The organism is Cupriavidus sp. MPR-AND1C, assembly GCF_058809705.1.
Genome location: NZ_JBXASU010000006.1, coordinates 93593 through 108055, shown reverse-complemented (window position 1 = coordinate 108055; position 14463 = coordinate 93593). Strand labels below are relative to the sequence as shown.

The following is a 14463-nucleotide window of genomic DNA, read 5'->3' as shown; positions in this document are numbered from 1 at the left end:
TACCGAGACTCGCTTCATGTCCGACGTCACCACCGCCACCACCGCCATTACCTATCTGTTCGTGCCGGGCGACCGGCCCGAACGCTTCGACAAAGCCGCAGCCGCCGCGCCCGATGCGCTGATCCTCGATCTCGAGGACGCCGTGCATCCGCACGCCAAGCCGGCCGCGCGCACGGCCATTGCCGCGTGGCTGCTGGAACGCGGCACGCAGACGCGGGCCTATGTGCGCATCAACGACGCCAGCTCGCCGGCCTTTGCCGCCGACATGGCATGGCTGCGCGCCCTGCCGCCCGGCGCGCCGCTGGCCGGCTTGCTGGTGCCCAAGGCAGAAGACCCGGCCGCGCTTGGCGAGATCGCCCTGGCGCTGGCGCAGGCCAACCCGCAGGGCCGCCTGGTAGCGATCATCGAGAGCGCGTGCGGCCTGCACGGCATCGATGCGGTCGCCACCGCGCAAGGCGTGTCGCGGCTGGCCTTTGGCTCGCTGGACTTCGCCGTGGACCTGGGTTGCGCCCATACCCGCGAAGCGTTGCTGATGGCGCGCTCGCGCATTGTGCTGGCTTCACGCGTGGCCGGCCTGCCGCCGCCCGTGGATGGCGTCACCACCGCGCTCAAGGACGAAGCCGTGCTGGCCGACGATGTCGCGCACGCGCGCGCCCTCGGCTTTGCCGCCAAGCTGTGCATTCATCCGGCCCAGCTTGCCGCGGTGCGCGCGGGCTTCCTGCCCACGGCCGAGCAGCTGGACTGGGCGCAGCGCGTGCTGGACGCCACCGCCAGCGGCAGCCACGCCGTGCAGGTCGACGGCAAGATGGTCGACCGCCCCGTCATCGAACAAGCCCGGCGCATGCTCGCGCTGGCCGCGCCAACCGGCGCCGAACCCGCAATCGCCCAGCCATGACCCAACTCGAAACCCTGCGCACCTGGATCGGCCGCAGTGAAAGCCGCACCGAGACGCTCGCCCCGGAACCCGTGATCGGCCTCGCGGCCACGCTCGACCTCGACGGCGACGCGCTGGCGCGCGGCCCGCTGCCGCCGCTGTGGCATTGGCTCTACTTCCTGCCGCGCGCGCCCCAGCGCGAGCTTGGCCAGGACGGCCACCCGGCGCTGGGCGGCTTCATGCCGCCGGTGCCGCTGCCGCGCCGCATGTGGGCCGGCGGCGAACTGGATTTCCACAAGCCGCTGCGCGTGGGGGATACGGTGACGCGCACATCCACCATCCGCAATGTCGAGCACAAGAGCGGGCGCAGTGGAGAACTGTGGTTTGTCACCGTGGAGCATGTGCTCACCGTCAAGGGCGAGGTCGTGCTGACCGAGCGCCACGACCTGGTCTATCGCGCCATGCCGGAGCCGGGGCAGCCACTGCCCGCGCGTGCGCGCCTGGCGCACCAGGCGCAATGGCAGCGCCAATTGCGCGCCGACCCTGTGATGCTGTTCCGTTTCTCCGCGCTCACCTTCAATGGCCACCGCATCCACTACGACCACGACTACGTGCGCGACGTGGAAGGCTACCCCGGCCTGGTCGTGCACGGCCCGCTGCAGGCGATGCTCACGCTGGACCTGCTGGCGCGCGAGATGCCCGGCGCCACGGTACGCCGTTTCGGGTTCCGCGGGCTGGCCCCGATATTCGATCACGACACGGTGACAGTGGGCGGCGCGGCCGATGCCAGCACGCCAGGCAAGATCATCTTGTGGACCGGCGATGATGCCGGGGGCCAGGCGATGGACGCATGGGCCGTGGTTGAGAACTGACCCGCGCAAGGACAGCAACGACGATCACGACGATCACAACGACAACATCGGGAACGAAGGGAACGACAACAAGAGGAGACTTCCGATGCATGCAGTCCGCAATCCATGGCGCGTAGCTGGCGCCGCTATCGTTCTAGGCTGCGCCACGCTTGTCCAGGCGCAGTCCGCTCCCACCTATCCCACCCGCCCGGTCACGCTGATCGTGCCCTATGCGCCGGGCGGCACCACCGACGTGGTAGTCCGTCAGTTTGCCGTGGCCTTGCAGAGGTCCCTTGGGCAAACCGTGGTGGTGGACAACAAGCCGGGCGTGGCCGGCACCATGGGCGCGCTTGCCCTGCGGCAAGCGAAACCCGATGGCTACACGCTGTCGATGATGCCGGTCACCGTGTTCCGCCAGCCCTTCATCCAGAAGACCGCCTTTGACCCGGCACGTGACTTCACCTACCTCTCGCGCATCACTGGCTATACCTTTGGCGTAGTGGTGCCGGCCAATTCCCCGTGGAAGACCTGGAGCGATTTCCTGCGCGACGCGCGCGCCCGGCCGGGCACCGTAAGCTACGGCTCGCCGGGCCAGTACAGCTCGCCGCACATCACCATGATCGAGCTGGTGACCAGGGAGAACCTCACCGTCAACCACGTGCCCTTCAAGGGCGATGCCGACTGCCTGAACTCGCTGATGGGCAACCATGTGCAGCTCTGCGCCGCCGGCAGCGCGGCCGGCACGCTGGTCGATGCGGGCAAGTTGCGCTGGCTGAATCTGTGGACGGCGCAGCGCTCGCCGCGCTGGCCCGACGCGCCCACGCTGCGCGAGCTCGGCTATGACATCGTCTCGAACTCGCCCTACGGCGTGGCCGGGCCAAAGGGCATGGACCCCAAGGTGGTCAGCATCCTGGAGGCTGCGCTGCGGCGCGCCGCGGAAGATCCCCAGCATCTGGCCGCGCTCAAGCAGCAGGACCAGGACCTGATGTACCTGGACAGCGCCGGCTACACCCGCTTTGCCCTGCAGCAGATCACGCAGGAGAAGGCGCTGGTGGAGCGGCTGGGCATCAAGCCGGATTGACCGGATTGACCGGATTGGCCCTGCACCCGCGCTGCGCCAGGCCATGACGCAGCGTGGTTTGTTCTGCCGGCGCGCTGCCTCGCGCCACCAACCCCCACACCCACCGATGACCATCCAGCCATCCACAGCGAACCCCGAAGCGACCCGCTTCGACCCGCGCGGCCACCGCATGTGCGAACAACGTTATTTCGAAGATTTTGTGCCCGGTGAGCGCTTCGTGCCGCCCTCGCGCACCATGACCGAGGCACTGTTCGCCGCCTTCCAGCTGGCCAGCGGCGACAACCACCCGGTGCATTACGACGCAGAGTACTGCCGCGCCCACGGCATGCCGCACATGCTGGCGCACGGCTACCAGGTGCTGATCCAGACGGCGGCGGGCGCCGGCCTGTTTCCGCATATGGTGGAGGAATCGCTGAAGGGGTTTCTCGACCAGAGCAGCCGTTTCCTGCATCCGGTCTACGTGGGCGATACGCTGTACAGCACGCTGGAAGTCAGCGAACTCGCGCCGAACCGCACCACCGGCGTGCTGACCTTGCGCTCGACGGTGCATAACCAGCACGGCGTGCTGGTGCTCGACGGCTTGCAGCGTTACCTGCTGCGCAGGCGCGCACCGGGCGCCTGAACGGCGCTGCGCGCAAACGCATAAGCCGCGCCCCCTCTCTCACAAATTGGAGAGGGGGAGCCATCCGGCCTCAATCCACCTGGATATTCGCCGTCTTCACCACCCCGCCCCACAGCTTCAATTCGCGCTGAATGCGCTCGCCCAGCGGTTTCGGGCCAGTGATATCGAGATCGTAGCCGCCCTGCGTCATGCGCTGCTTGAAGGCAGGATCGTCGCCGATCGACTTCTGCGCCTTGACCAGCTTGTCCACCACATCGGCGGGCAGTTTCTGCGGGCCGATCAGCGCGTACCAGCCGGTCAGGTCATAGTTCTTCATGCCGGACTCGATCATGGTCGGCACGGTCGGCAGCGCCGCGTTGCGCGTCTTCGACGTCACCGCCAGCGCGCGCACCTTGCCCCCCTGGATATGGCCGATGGCAGTGCCGGTGATGTCGAACATGAAGGTCACCTTGCCACCGATCACATCGGCCATCGCCGGCGAGTTGCCCTTGTAGGGTACGTGCAGCATCTTCACCCCGCCCATCTGCGCGAGCAGCTCGGCGGACAAATGGTTGGACGCGCCCACGCCGGCCGAGCCGAAGCTGACGCCTTCCGGATGCTTGCGCGCGTACTCGACCAGCTCGGTGACATCCTTGGCGGGGAAATCCTTGTTGATCAGCAACACGTTGGTGTAATCGGTGATCAGGCCGATATAGGTGAAATCCTTGGTGGGATTGAAGTTCACCGACTTCTGGATCAGCGGCGTCATGGTCATGGTGGGGCTGGCCACGAAATACAGCGTGTAGCCGTCCGGCGTTGCCTTTGCCGTCAGGTCCGCGGCAATGGCGCCGCTGGCGCCGGCGCGGTTGTCCACCACCACCGGCTGCTTGAGCGTGCGGCCCAGGTAGTCGGCGTAGATGCGCGCGGCGGTATCGACCGGGCCGCCCGGGGCATAGCCCACGATCAGCTTCACCGGGCGCGCCGGATAGTTGTCCGCCATTGCGGCGCCTTGCGCCAAGGCCAGCAGCATGCCGGCCATCATCCATCGTTTCATCTGTCTCCTCCTGATTGTGCGTCTTGCCAGTGCCCCGGCGTGCGGGCGCGCTGGCGGCGAGAGCGCTTCGACCCGCGGCGAAGCGCTGGCGGCGGCGAGTTCATGGAATCAGCCGCCGCCGGGGGTCATGCCGCTACGGCAGTGCCGTCCAGCATGGCGCGCAGCGGCTGCTTCAAGAGCTTGCCGCTGGCGGTGGTGGGAATGGTCTCGATCACGCGAATCTGCGCGGGCCGCTTGTACGGCGCCAGGCTCTCCCGCAGGTAGGCCTCCAGGGCAGCGGTGTCCAGCTTCGCGCCCGGCTGCGTTTCGATAAAGGCCACGACTTCTTCGTTGCCATCGGCGGCAGCGCGCCCGACCACGGCGGACTGGCGCACGCCGGGGAAGGCGTTGATGACGGATTCCACCTCGATCGGGTAGACGTTGAACCCCGAGCGGATGATCAGGTCCTTGGAGCGGCCCACGATAAACAGTGCGCCGTCTTCACCAAGCAAGCCGAGATCTCCCGTGTTGAGCCAGCCGCCCGGCAGCAGCGCCTCGGCGGTCTGCTCCGCGTTGCGGAAATAGCCGCGCATCACGCCTGGTCCGCGCACGCGGATCTGGCCGCGTTCGCCCGCGGGCATCGGCTCGCCCTGTTCGTTGGTGATGTTGATCTCCACGCCTTCGACGATGTAGCCGGCGGAGCAATCGGCGCGTGGCGCGTCCATGCGGGTGATGAACAGCGAACCGGCATATTCGGTGATGCCGTAGCCGTGATGCAGCGGCTGGCCGAACCATGCCTCGGTGTCGCGCTTGAGGGTCGGGTCCAGCGGCGCGCCGCCGGTATAGAGATAACGCAGGCGGGGAAACGCAGCGGCGCCGCTCTCCAGCGACGACTCCCGCGCCACCGCCATGATGCGCGTAAACATGGTGGGCACGCCTTGCAGCATGGTGACGCCGGGGGACTCCAGCGCGGCGAACACGTCCGCCGCATCGAAGCGCGGGCGCATCACCAGGCTGGCGCCCGCGTACAGCGTGGCCATCAGCACGGTGGCAATGCCGAAGATATGCGACAGCGGCAGCGCGCCGTAGGCAATGTCGTCGGGACCGAGATGGCGCGAGGTCGCCGAGATCCGCGCGAAGATGGTCAGGCCGGCGTGCGGCACCATCACGCCCTTGGGCGCGCCGGTGGTGCCGGAGGTATAGATCAGCGTGGCCACGTCTCGCGCCTCGGCGGCGCTCACGCGCGGCGGCGCCTCCGCGGCACGCAGGCTGGCGAGGCCGGGATCGAGCGCCACGCAATCGGTGGGCTGTGCGCCGAGCCGCCTGGCATGCGCCGCCGCCACATCGGAGACATGACCGGTAAAGAACGTCAACAACGGCTGCGCATGCTCGCGGATGCCATCGATCTCGCGCGGCGAGAGCCGTGCGTTGACCTGGATCGGCCACGCGTGCAGCGCACTGCATGCAAACAGCATCACCACCATCTCGGCGCAGTTCTCGCCCACCACCATCACGCGGTCGCCCTGCCCCACGCCCTGCGCGGCAAGCCAGTCGCGCGTGGCGGTGATGCGCTGCCACAGCGTGCCGTAGCTAAGCACCCCGCTGGCCTCATGCAGGCAAGGCGCATGGGGCGATTGCTCGGCCCAGTGCCGGGGGATGTCGTGGATGAACTCGGGGCGGAAAGAGGACATGGTGCAAGTGATGATTAGGTTGGAACCGGACTGGCTGTTGCGACGCCTGGGAATGGCTTGGAATGGCTTGGAATGACTGGGAATGGCTGAAACGGCGAACTCACTGATCCAGATGGATGTTCGCTGACTTGATCAGGCCGTCCCACTTCTGGTACTGGGTGCGCATATAGGTGCCGAACTGCGCCGGCGTCGAAGGAAAGGGCACCGTGCCCTGGCTGGCCAGCCGCGCCGCCAGCTCGGGCTGCGCGAGCGACGCCACGATCTCGGCATTGAGGCGATCGACAATGGCGGCCGGGGTATTGGCCGGCGCCACTACGCCGAACCACGCGGTGAGTTCATAGCCGGGCACACCGGCAGCGGCCAGCGTCGGCACGCCGGGCAGCTGCTCGGACGGCTTGGCGGTGGTCACCGCCAGCGCGCGCACGCGGCCATCCCGCACGTATGGCAAGGCGGTGGAGATGCTGTCGAACATCATGGTCAGGCGCCCGCCGATCAGGTCCGTCATGGCCGGGGCGCTGCCCTTGTACGGCACGTGGTCGATGCGCACGCCCGCCATGTGGGTGAAGAGCTCGCCGGCCAGGTGCGACGACGAGCCGTTGCCAAAGGAGCCGTAGGTCAGCTTGCCGGGCTCGCGCCGTGCAAGCGCCAGCAGCTCGGCCACGTTGCGGGCCGGGACGGAGGGATGGACCACCAGCACGTTGGGCAGGTAGGCCACGGAGGCCACCGGCGCGAAATCCTTGAGCGGGTCGTAGCCCGGCTTGTCGTACAGGCTCTTGTTGACGGCCAGCGAGCCAAAGGTGCCGAACAGCAAGGTATAGCCATCGGCCGGCGCGCGCGCCACCGCCACGGCGGCGATGTTGCCGCCCGCGCCGGGCCGGTTCTCGATCACTACCGACTGGCCGAGCCGCACGGAAAGTGCATGGCTGACTTCACGCGCGAGCAGGTCGGTGGCGCCGCCCGGCGGGAAAGGCACCACCAGCCGGACGGGCTTGTCGGGATAAGCGGCGAATGCGCTCGCCGTGGCCGCCAGCCAGCCGCATAGGGCAAGCCATCGGGTGCAACGTATGGTCCAGCGGTGCATCGCCTGTCTCCTCGGCGTGAATTGTTCTTGTGCTGCGACGGCACTGCGCCAGTGTGCGGCAGGCGTCGGCCGCATGCCATTTGGATTTGGCTAAGGCCGTGTTCTGCTTGGCATGGGCGCTTGCAGGCGGCTGGCTTGCGCTGGCCATCGGTTCGCAAGCGCGGAAGGACGGCTTTGCCATTGCGGAAGAACCGAACGCCCCGCCACCCATAAAATCCCGGCAACGACTCAAAACGGCGGCCGGTGGCGGCCCGCCTTCCCAACCGAGGGGACAAACAGATGGACCTGCGTTTCAGCGCGGCGGAACAAGCGTTCCGCGAAGAAGTTCGGAGTTTCGTGCAGGCCAGCCTGCCCGCGGATATCCGCGACAAGGTGCTGGCTCACCAGCGCGTGGAGAAGGATGACTATGTGCGCTGGCACCGTATCCTGCATGCGCGGGGCTGGGGCGCACCGACCTGGCCCAAGGAATGGGGCGGCACGGGCTGGAACGCGCTGCAGCGCCTGATCTTCGAGATCGAGGCATTCCGTGCGGGCGCGCCGCGCCTGCTGCCCTTCGGCCTGACCATGATCGGCCCGGTGCTGATGAAGTACGCCAGCCAGGAGCACAAGGAACGCTTCCTGCCGCGCATCCCCACGGTGGAGGACTTCTGGTGCCAGGGCTACTCCGAGCCCGGCTCCGGCTCCGACCTGGCCTCGCTCAAGACGCGCGCTGTGCGCCAGGGCGACCGCTATATCGTCAACGGCCAGAAGACCTGGACGACGATGGCGCACTTCGCCAACTGGATCTTCTGCCTGGTGCGCACCGACAGCGAGTCCAAGCCGCAGGAAGGCATCTCGATGCTGCTGATCGACATGAAGACGCCGGGCGTGACCGTGCGCCCCATCGTCACGCTGGACGGCGGCCACGACGTCAACGAGGTGTGGTTCGAGGATGTGGAAGTGCCAGCGGGCAACCTGCTGGGAGAAGAAAACCGCGGCTGGACCTATGCCAAGTACCTGCTCGGCCACGAGCGCACCGGCATTGCCGGCATCGGCCACTGCAACCGCGAGCTGCGCCAGCTCAAGCACTACGCCGCGCAAGCCACCGACGGCGCGGGCCGCCCGCTGATCGACGACGTGCGCATGCGCGACAAGATCGCGCGCATCGAGATGGACATCATGGCGCTGGAAATGCTGCTGCTGCGCGTAGCCACGCAAGACGCCGGCCGCGGCCCCGGCCCGGAAGCCTCCATCGTCAAGATCCGTGGCTCCGAGATCCAGCAGGACCTCGCCATGCTGCAGATGGAAGTGGCCGGCCCCAGTGCCTGGCCATACTCCCCGCGCTGGCTCGAAGCCGGCGAAGCGCCGCCCGCCGACGCACCGCTGCACGCCCCGGCCTGGGCCGCGCCCGCCGCGTCCACGTATTTCGACATGCGCAAGACATCGATCTACGGCGGCACTACCGAAGTACAGAAGAACATCATCTCCAAGATGATCCTCGGTTTCTGAGAGCACAGACGGAACAAGCACAGTCATGGACTTCAACTACAGCGAAGAACAGCAGATGCTGGCGGACAGCCTGCGCCGCTTCATCGATACCGAATACACCTTCGATAAACGCCGCAAGAGCGCCCGCGGCGGCGGCAGCCTCAACCGCGCCACCTGGGCGCAGCTAGCCGAAATGGGCGTGCTCGGCCTGACCGTGCCCGGCGAATACGGCGGCTTCGGCGAAAGCGCCGCCAGCCAGCTGGTGGTGCAGCGCGAACTGGGCCGTGGCCTGGTGCTGGAACCGGTCACGCCCACCGCGGTGATGGCCACCGCCGTGCTCAGCGCCTACGGCAGCGACGCCCAGAAAAACGATTGGCTGCCCGCCATCGCCGCCGGCGAACGCGTGGTCACCCTCGCCTACCTGGAACCCACCACGCGCTACCGCCCCGAGACCGCAAGCGCCAGCGCCGAGCGCAAGGGCGACGGCTACGTCCTGAACGGCCACAAGAGCCTGGCCTGGCACGGCGAAGCCGCCGACGCCTTCCTGCTCACCGCGCGCGTCGCCGACAGTAACGAGCTGGCCCTGTTCCTGGTACCCGGCAATGCCGCCGGCCTCACCGTGCGCGGCTATCCCACCATGGACAGCCTGCGCGCCGCCGACCTCGCCCTGCAGAACGTCACCGTGGACGCCGGCACCATGATCGGAAACGCAGCCGACGGCCTGCCCGCCCTGCTCCACGGCATCGACCACGGCATTGCCGCGCTATGCGCCGAAGCCGCCGGCGCCATGGAAAAACTGATCGAGATCACCGCCGAGTACCTGCGCACGCGGCAGCAGTTCGGCAAGCCACTAGCGGTGTTCCAGGCGCTGCAGCACCGCATGGCCGATATGCTCGTGCAAAAGGAACTGGCGTTGTCGATGGCCTACGTGGCAGCGCAAGCCCTGGACGAAACCGACCCCGCCCAACGCCGCCGCATGCTCAGCGCCGCCAAGGTCACGGTCGCCAAGGCCGGCCGCCTCGTCGGCCAGCAAGCCGTGCAGCTGCACGGCGGCATGGGCATGACGGACGAACTGGAGGTTGGGGATTACTTCAAGCGGCTGACGATGATCGACCCGTTGCTGGGCGACAGCGATTTCCATGTGCAGCGGTATGGCGAGGTGATGGCCGCGTAAAGCCCGGGCCGGGCATACGAGCGAGCGCGACACTGCGAGCGCCCGCCCTCTCCCCCGGCCCCTCTCACACAAGTGGGAGAGGGGCGCCAACCAGCGGGAGAGTCAGAACCTCGATTCGGTGTAGCCGTGTCTCCCGCCAGTCAGGCGGGAAACACCCAAGCGCGATGCGAAGCGAGCCGTGAAGGTGTGCCAAGGCCGTATGGGGCGCCTCGGGATTCGGCGAAAAGAGCGGAAAAGAGGGACCCATGTCTGAGTATCGCCTTAAGGCGATGCGAGTTTGGGTCCCGGCCGCTCTTTTCGTGGGATCCCGGGGGGTAGTCGCCCCATCCGGCGCGCCTTCTTTGCCTACTTTCTTGGCAAGACAAGAAAGTAGGTCGCCGCCCCGCAGGGGTGGTGAAACTGCAGTTGAAGTTGCCCTTGACGTTAAGCAGTTGCAGTTGCAGTTGCAGCTGCAGTTGGGACCACTAACCTACCCCCCCCACCTCAAATCACCAACTCAATAACAAACGGCCCCCGCCGACCATTAGCCATCCCAAACAACTCAGCAAACCGCTCCATATCCTCAGCCCGCGCAGCCTCCACCCCCATCCCATTGGCCAGCTGCACCCAGTCAAGATCCGGATTGCCGATATCCAGCATATCAAGCGCAGTCTTGCCCGGATTGGCCCCGACCCCAGCCAGCTCGCCCAGCAAGATCGCGTACTTGCGATTAGCCAGAATCACCACGGTGACATCAAGCTTCTCGCGCGCCATCGTCCACAGCGATTGCAGCGTGTACATCCCCGAGCCATCGGCCTGCAGCGCAACCACCCGGCGCCCTGGCGCGGCAACCGCGGCGCCAGTGGCCAGCGGCAGCCCATCGCCGATAGCACCGCCAGTCAGTTGCAGCCAGTCATGCGGCGCGGCATGCACGGTCCCCGGATAAAACGCACGCCCAAAGCTCACGCTCTCTTCCACCACGATGGCCTGCTCCGGCAGCAGCGCCGTCAGCGTTTGCGCGACCGCCTCGGAGGTCACCTCGCCCTTGGCGATTCCACGCGGCGCGACCGAAGCCGGCACCGACACCGAGGGGGCGCCAAGCTCGTCGGCAAGACGCGCCAGCGCTTCGGCCAGATCTTGTTCCGGACGTGCCAGCACATGGATCTCAGCGTCTTCCGGATAGGGGCGCGGCGACTTGCCCGGATAGGCGAAGAACGTCACTGGCGGCGGCGCGCCCACCAGGATGACGTTGCGGATGCCCGCCAGCTTGTCCCGCGCCACGTCGCCGGAATAGGGCACGCGATCCACGTTGAAACGACCTCGGCCGCGCGACACGCGGGCGTTGGACATCGGCGTGATCAGGCGCGCATCGGTGGCAGCGGCGATGCGGTGCGCATCGGCCAGCGGCACCTCGCGCAGCGCGGTGCCGGCCAGCACGATCAGCGTGGGCTGGCCCGAGCGCAGCAGGCGTGCAGCTTGCTGGACGGCGTCGGGCGAGACCTTGGGCACCGGCAACGGCGCCAGCGGCACGCCTACCTTGCCGCCGGCATCCCAGCAGACATCCGAGGGCAGGATCAGGCTGGCGACCCCACCGGGGGCGGCGCACGCGGCCTGCACGGCCGTGGCGGCATCGGCGCCGACCGATGCGGCATCCGTGGCGGTACGGGTCCAGACCGAGACGGGGCGCGCCCAGCCTTCGGTATCGGCCGTCAGCGGCGCGTCGAACGGACGGTGATAGGTGGCCTGGTCGCCCACGATGTTGATCACCGGTGTCTGCGCGCGGCGCGCGTTATGCAGGTTGGCCAGGCCATTGGCCAGGCCCGGGCCGCAGTGCAGCAGCGTGGCGGCCGGCTTGTCGGCCATGCGCGCGTAGCCATCGGCCGCGCCGGTCACCACGCCCTCGAACAGGCCGAGCACGCAACGCATGCCGGGAATGCGGTCGAGCGCGGCCACGAAGTGCATTTCGCTGGTGCCGGGATTGGCAAAGCAGGTGTCCACGCCGCAAGCCAGCAGCGTCTTGACCAGGCTCTCGGCGCCGTTCATCTCGCTCTGCCCGTTGTTGCCCTGGGTTGCGTGGCTACCTTGGTTGCGGTCGGTATTCGGCATCTCGTTCATTTCCGGTTGGCGGATTGGGGAATGGATCAGGGAATGGATTGGTGGACAAGCATCAGGACTGCGCCGCTGGCGTGGCGGCCGGGCGCGGTGGGACATAAACGGGGGCGGCGCCCGCGCCGGTCGCGAGCAGGTCGAAATCCAGGCAGACGAACTCACTCGGGAATTCGATGCGCGCGTAATAGACGATCACGCCGTCCACGCACGCATAGCGCCGCAACTCGGCCACCGGCGCGCCAACGGGCAAGGCCAGCCTGGCGGCCGATTCCGCGCCCGCCGCAATGATCGACAGGCGCTGCCTGGCGGCAGTGACCTTCAACTGGGGGAAACGGTCGAGCACCGGCACCGAAGCGCCGTGGCGGAACGCTTCGGGCTCCCGCGCAAACACGCTGGCCTCGATAAAGACCTCGCCCAGCGCAAACGGGCGCTGCTCGATCCGGTGCAGGCGGCGCAGGAAGTGATAGCCCGGCGCACGCGTGGCGGCGCAAGGCATGCCCAGTTCGTCCGGCAAGGTGACGGTGCCGTCGGACTCGGACAGCGCCTCGGTGTCAAGCTGCTCGCCGACGGCCACCACCTGGTCCCAGCTCACCGGCAGCCTCATCGCGCGGCGCTCGCGGCAGCTTGCCTTGACGAACGTGCCGCGCCCGCGCTCGCGGGTCAGCAGGCCTTCTTCGTCAAGCAGGGAGAGCGCGTGATGCATGGTCATGCGCGCCACGCCGAACTCGCGGCAAAGCTGCTCGAGCGACGGAATGCGCTCGCCTTGGCGCCATTCGCCACTCTCGATATGGCGGCGGAAGATCGTGGCGAGCTGGAGGTAGACCGGCTGGCGGCTGCGGGACAAGAGGTCGCTGGAGGCAGGCAAGGCGGTGAAAGCTGGATTCGGCATCAATAGCGGGAGCAACGCAGCGACTGCGAAAGCCATGGGCGCCAGCGTGTTAGCGCCGGCCGGAAGTGGCTTACGTAGGTGGCTGACGGAAGTGGCTTACTTTAATAAGGTCTATAAACCTAGACTACTAGGGTTTACTGTAGTCCCGTCACTGCGCAAAAAAAACGCAGGCCGAAGCCCGCGCTTTTCTGTGTGTGTCCATCGCGGCTTGTCACCGCCCTGCCTCACGCTGCAAGCGGCTGCGCGCTGCCCGGCGCAATGACCTGCGTCAGGGTGGGCGCCGGGGTGGTTGCCTGCGGCACGGCGGGCGCCGCGAACCAGCCATGCACGGCCGCGTGGATGGCCTCTACCTGCGCCAGCTTGCGCCGGTACGCCGAGCGCTTCTTGGACGGCAGCTCCATCACATCGCGGCGCGGCTGGTTGACCGGCACCTCGACATTGCCGCAAGGCATTGGCTGGCCCGCGGACTCCATCCAGAAGCCCTCGTAGTCGCAGCGGATCTCGCGCGGGGTATGGCGCTGGCGGCCCACGTGATTTTTCTTGCTGACGCCCACGATGCGCTGCACCCCGAGCACGGCGGCAAAGCCGAGCAGCGCTTCCATGACCGCATCCTTGGGACGCAGGCCTTCGCATGCCTTGGTGGATTCGCGGATCAGGTCGCGGCTGCTCTCGCCCATGGGGCCTTGCAGGCCCCCGACGAAGATCTCCGTGCCGTCCTTGCGCTGCGCCAGGTAGAAGCTGAGCTGGCTCAGGCACACGCCGCTGGCCGTGTCCAGCCAATAAAAGGCCAGTTCGCCTTCCTTGGGGTTCGGCCCGGAATCGGCCAGGCGCAGCCTATAGCGGCCATCGCCCATCGCCCATTCGAGCCCACCGCCCACGTAGACGCGTTCGCTCAGCGCCGGCGGCACCAGCGTGCTCATCGCACGGTAGTGATCCAGCACCGTACGCATGCGCTCGCGAAAGCTCAGCCCGAATGCGCCAAGCGGGCGATACGGGCGCTCGAGCAGCGAGGGCTTGGCCATGGCCACGCGCTGCATCAGCGCGCAGGAGTCGACCGCCTGCAACCAGCTGCGCACCGCGGCAAAGCGGAATGCGGACCGGCAGATTAGCTTGAGACGCTTGAAAACCCACTTCTTGCCACCCGGCGGGTGGCAAAACGCCGACAACGCAGTAAGCGCCGCCAGATAGCGAAAATAGAAAAAAGGCCCGAGATCGTGAAAAAATCCCCTGGCATTCAGCCCCGACAGCCATTGAAGGCTCGAGATTGGTCCTTGCACCACTTGATGCTCCCCTGTTCCCGATGCAGCAAAGCCGGTACCCGGTCTTGTGGTGCTGCGCTAACGATTCAACACCGCCGCGCCCGCCATGATGGTGGCAGGGTAGACGGCCAGGCATTGCCTGGATCACGGAGCGCGGCCGGCGGCGTGGGGGGCCAGCGGGCCGAGTGTTTCCGCTCCGTAATATTTCGTAACGAATAGTAATACGTCCGGTTGACATTAAATGCAGTCATTGCCCCTGGAACGCGAAAAAAAACTGGCGGGCACGGAGGAGTGTCAATAGAACAGGGCGCCGCCCCGCGACAAATGAGCGCAGGATGCGCTCTCTGTCCCCGGGGTGACTCAGGAGCAACGCC

12 protein-coding genes are annotated in these 14463 nt (G+C 67.2%); 6 read left to right on the top strand and 6 right to left on the bottom strand.

Annotated elements, in window-relative coordinates; genetic code table 11:
* Nucleotides 1-16: 16 nt before the first annotated feature.
* From AC1RWI_RS05945 to AC1RWI_RS05930, 4 genes are all read left to right on the top strand, one after another.
* On the top strand, nucleotides 17-895 hold the full coding sequence (locus AC1RWI_RS05945; RefSeq protein ID WP_492865168.1) for an HpcH/HpaI aldolase/citrate lyase family protein: 879 nt from the start codon (nucleotides 17-19) through the stop codon (nucleotides 893-895).
* Nucleotides 892-1746: an HTD2 family dehydratase gene (locus AC1RWI_RS05940; protein ID WP_492865166.1), complete on the top strand. Its 855-nt coding sequence runs from the start codon at nucleotides 892-894 to the stop codon at nucleotides 1744-1746. The genes AC1RWI_RS05945 and AC1RWI_RS05940 overlap by 4 nt, the downstream gene beginning before the upstream one ends.
* Before the next feature lie 85 nt (nucleotides 1747-1831).
* Entirely contained in the window at nucleotides 1832-2806 is a 975-nt protein-coding gene (locus AC1RWI_RS05935) for a tripartite tricarboxylate transporter substrate binding protein (RefSeq protein WP_492865164.1), read from the top strand.
* Nucleotides 2807-2912: 106 nt separating this feature from the next.
* Nucleotides 2913-3428 carry a MaoC family dehydratase gene (locus AC1RWI_RS05930; protein ID WP_492865162.1) on the top strand — a complete coding sequence of 172 codons (516 nt, stop codon included), beginning with the start codon at nucleotides 2913-2915 and terminating at the stop codon, nucleotides 3426-3428.
* A gap of 70 nt (nucleotides 3429-3498) precedes the next feature.
* Here AC1RWI_RS05930 and AC1RWI_RS05925 read toward each other — a convergent pair whose 3' ends face one another.
* The 3 genes from AC1RWI_RS05925 to AC1RWI_RS05915 form a co-directional block, all read right to left on the bottom strand.
* Nucleotides 3499-4461 (bottom strand): Bug family tripartite tricarboxylate transporter substrate binding protein, encoded by a 963-nt coding sequence (locus AC1RWI_RS05925; RefSeq protein WP_492865160.1) that lies wholly within the window; start codon nucleotides 4459-4461, stop codon nucleotides 3499-3501.
* Nucleotides 4462-4586: 125 nt separating this feature from the next.
* A complete protein-coding gene (locus tag AC1RWI_RS05920; protein WP_492865158.1) occupies nucleotides 4587-6131 on the bottom strand; it encodes a class I adenylate-forming enzyme family protein in 1545 nt (514 codons plus the stop codon).
* A gap of 100 nt (nucleotides 6132-6231) precedes the next feature.
* Nucleotides 6232-7212, bottom strand: coding sequence for a tripartite tricarboxylate transporter substrate binding protein (locus AC1RWI_RS05915; protein ID WP_043357257.1), 981 nt, complete (start codon nucleotides 7210-7212; stop codon nucleotides 6232-6234).
* A gap of 279 nt (nucleotides 7213-7491) precedes the next feature.
* Here AC1RWI_RS05915 and AC1RWI_RS05910 point away from each other — a divergent pair, with 279 nt between their 5' ends.
* Both AC1RWI_RS05910 and AC1RWI_RS05905 read left to right on the top strand, forming a co-directional pair.
* On the top strand, nucleotides 7492-8700 hold the full coding sequence (locus tag AC1RWI_RS05910; protein WP_492865156.1) for an acyl-CoA dehydrogenase family protein: 1209 nt from the start codon (nucleotides 7492-7494) through the stop codon (nucleotides 8698-8700).
* Between the two features lie 25 nt (nucleotides 8701-8725).
* The gene (locus tag AC1RWI_RS05905; protein ID WP_492865154.1) at nucleotides 8726-9853 is read left to right on the top strand and encodes an acyl-CoA dehydrogenase family protein; all 1128 of its coding nucleotides are present in this window, start codon (nucleotides 8726-8728) and stop codon (nucleotides 9851-9853) included.
* 483 nt (nucleotides 9854-10336) lie between these two features.
* Here the strand turns inward: AC1RWI_RS05905 and AC1RWI_RS05900 are convergent, their stop codons facing one another.
* The 3 genes from AC1RWI_RS05900 to AC1RWI_RS05890 all read right to left on the bottom strand — a co-directional run bounded on the left by AC1RWI_RS05900 (nucleotide 10337) and on the right by AC1RWI_RS05890 (nucleotide 14107).
* Nucleotides 10337-11875, bottom strand: a complete 1539-nt coding sequence (locus AC1RWI_RS05900) for an acetolactate synthase large subunit (protein WP_492865247.1) — start codon at nucleotides 11873-11875, stop codon at nucleotides 10337-10339.
* A 124-nt stretch (nucleotides 11876-11999) separates the two neighbouring features.
* A complete protein-coding gene (locus AC1RWI_RS05895; RefSeq protein ID WP_492865152.1) occupies nucleotides 12000-12830 on the bottom strand; it encodes a GntR family transcriptional regulator in 831 nt (276 codons plus the stop codon).
* 224 nt (nucleotides 12831-13054) lie between these two features.
* On the bottom strand, nucleotides 13055-14107 hold the full coding sequence (locus tag AC1RWI_RS05890; protein ID WP_236702134.1) for a VirK/YbjX family protein: 1053 nt from the start codon (nucleotides 14105-14107) through the stop codon (nucleotides 13055-13057).
* Between the last annotated feature and the right edge of the window lie 356 nt (nucleotides 14108-14463).

Coding starts and splice junctions, on each gene's coding strand:
- AC1RWI_RS05945 (WP_492865168.1), top strand. CDS start 17: ATGTCCGACGTCACCACCGCCACCACCGCCATTACCTATCTGTTCGTG.
- AC1RWI_RS05940 (WP_492865166.1), top strand. CDS start 892: ATGACCCAACTCGAAACCCTGCGCACCTGGATCGGCCGCAGTGAAAGC.
- AC1RWI_RS05935 (WP_492865164.1), top strand. CDS start 1,832: ATGCATGCAGTCCGCAATCCATGGCGCGTAGCTGGCGCCGCTATCGTT.
- AC1RWI_RS05930 (WP_492865162.1), top strand. CDS start 2,913: ATGACCATCCAGCCATCCACAGCGAACCCCGAAGCGACCCGCTTCGAC.
- AC1RWI_RS05925 (WP_492865160.1), bottom strand. CDS start 4,461: ATGAAACGATGGATGATGGCCGGCATGCTGCTGGCCTTGGCGCAAGGC.
- AC1RWI_RS05920 (WP_492865158.1), bottom strand. CDS start 6,131: ATGTCCTCTTTCCGCCCCGAGTTCATCCACGACATCCCCCGGCACTGG.
- AC1RWI_RS05915 (WP_043357257.1), bottom strand. CDS start 7,212: ATGCACCGCTGGACCATACGTTGCACCCGATGGCTTGCCCTATGCGGC.
- AC1RWI_RS05910 (WP_492865156.1), top strand. CDS start 7,492: ATGGACCTGCGTTTCAGCGCGGCGGAACAAGCGTTCCGCGAAGAAGTT.
- AC1RWI_RS05905 (WP_492865154.1), top strand. CDS start 8,726: ATGGACTTCAACTACAGCGAAGAACAGCAGATGCTGGCGGACAGCCTG.
- AC1RWI_RS05900 (WP_492865247.1), bottom strand. CDS start 11,875: ATGAACGGCGCCGAGAGCCTGGTCAAGACGCTGCTGGCTTGCGGCGTG.
- AC1RWI_RS05895 (WP_492865152.1), bottom strand. CDS start 12,830: ATGCCGAATCCAGCTTTCACCGCCTTGCCTGCCTCCAGCGACCTCTTG.